This window comes from Pseudomonas sp. P4_C3 (assembly GCF_056402075.1).
The window spans coordinates 1-1,576 of record NZ_JBFUIC010000579.1 but is presented as its reverse complement, the minus strand read 5'-3'; the positions used below and the strand labels follow the sequence as shown (position 1 = coordinate 1,576).

Genomic DNA, 1,576 nt, shown 5'->3' with positions numbered 1-1,576 from the left:
TCGCTGCCCTGGGCGACTTCATGCCATAGGGGATTATTCCGCGCCACATGCGCCTGCAGCACCCCAAGCGCTCCGCTGCGGAGTACAAGTTCAAAAGGTAGGTGATTGGCGTCAATCCCATCACCCGAACAARTGACAAGTGACCCAAGCGGATTTCGCATAATGACTTCTTGCAAAACGCCAACACGAGACTCTTCGAACTGAGGGGGGATGTACATTCACTTTGCTCCTATAACTGATCTGCTCGCTCAACATTGGGGCCACTGCGCCGGTCAAAGCCGACTCAACATCGGCCCTACCGCGCCTGCTGAGCTGTATCATTGTAAAGATGCAGCTTGGCGTTTCGGATGCGTTCGCAGCACTTACTGCTCAGCTCAGTTCGAGCTCGTCGATCACCGCAGCAATTTGCTGACGCCCTGCTCCACTTATGGTTCTGAGTGGCAATGGCACGCTCGGAGAGTGGGTGAATCCACGAAGCTCGGCCGCCGTTGCAACAACGCGGAAGCTTCCCCCAAATTGTGTAAAGAGGGCCCATAGATGCTTCAAAGATTCGGAAAGGCGAGTCGCTTCTTTGGCGTTACCCGACAACGCAGCACGCGTGATTGCCAGGGCCGTTTTTGGGAACAAGCCCCCAATGACGGAGTACCAGACCTCACAGCCTGCATTCAATCCAGTAGCAGCAAATGCATCCCCGCTTACCCCGATCGTTACGTGCTCCGGAATCAGTGCCCGAAGGCGATCGACTCGTGCCCTGGCCTGATCTGGTGCTTCGGGAACGCCAGGGATCTTGATCGAGTGCACATTCGGCAGGCGGGCAATACGCCCGTGAAGCTCATCAGTAAATTCGAAATGGGTGGTGCCGGGGTTGTCATAGACGCATAGCGGGACGGAGATGTTGGCGATGACCGTTTCGTACAGCGAAAAAACATCTTCAGCTGATAGCTTCTGATAGGAAACGGGGGGCAGCAACAATGCTTTGACTCCCRCCTTTTGCGCATCTTCTGCCAGCAACAGCACATCACGTGTACGCAGCGATCCTATGCTTACCATGACGGGAACATTCCCGGCTGCCTCTACTGCCAACTGCGTGACTCGTGAGCGTTCAATCCGAGAAAGGTACACATAGTYTCCTGTAGATCCGAGCGCACCGATAGAATCCACTTTCGCAGCCACCAGTTGCTCCACAAGGCGAGCAAATGCTCCTTCATCCACACCCCGCTCATTCATTGGCGTCAAAGGAAATGCACTAAGACCGGTAAACATAGTTCAGGACTCCATTGTGTGATTCTGCAATTAGATGACCACAGGACGGACTCCGAAGCATACATCGCTCAGTAATCGACTCCATGCACCATGGAGATTTCTTCGATTCAGCTGCAGGCTTTTCCAAAGTGATGTGGGGGGCATGATTGCCACCGATAAAAAAGGCTGCGTGCGAGGCGAGATTGGACATAACCCCGTATGCATCCCCACAAGCAGCCCGTACCCTCTCGCTTATTTACTAATTGGCACCTGGACCGATAAGCACACTCTCAATCTGAGCGCCTGGCATCATCAGTTGCAGGCCTTCTATCAG

General features: G+C 54.0%; 2 protein-coding genes. Both read right to left on the bottom strand.

Annotated features, from left to right (window positions below):
- A partial coding sequence (locus AC1DVH_RS30850) for an FMN-binding negative transcriptional regulator (protein WP_477756978.1) occupies nucleotides 1-218 on the bottom strand: 218 nt, incomplete at its 3' end.
- 151 nt (nucleotides 219-369) lie between these two features.
- Nucleotides 370-1,263: a dihydrodipicolinate synthase family protein gene (locus AC1DVH_RS30845; protein WP_477756977.1), complete on the bottom strand. Its 894-nt coding sequence runs from the start codon at nucleotides 1,261-1,263 to the stop codon at nucleotides 370-372.
- Nucleotides 1,264-1,576 lie beyond the last annotated feature (313 nt).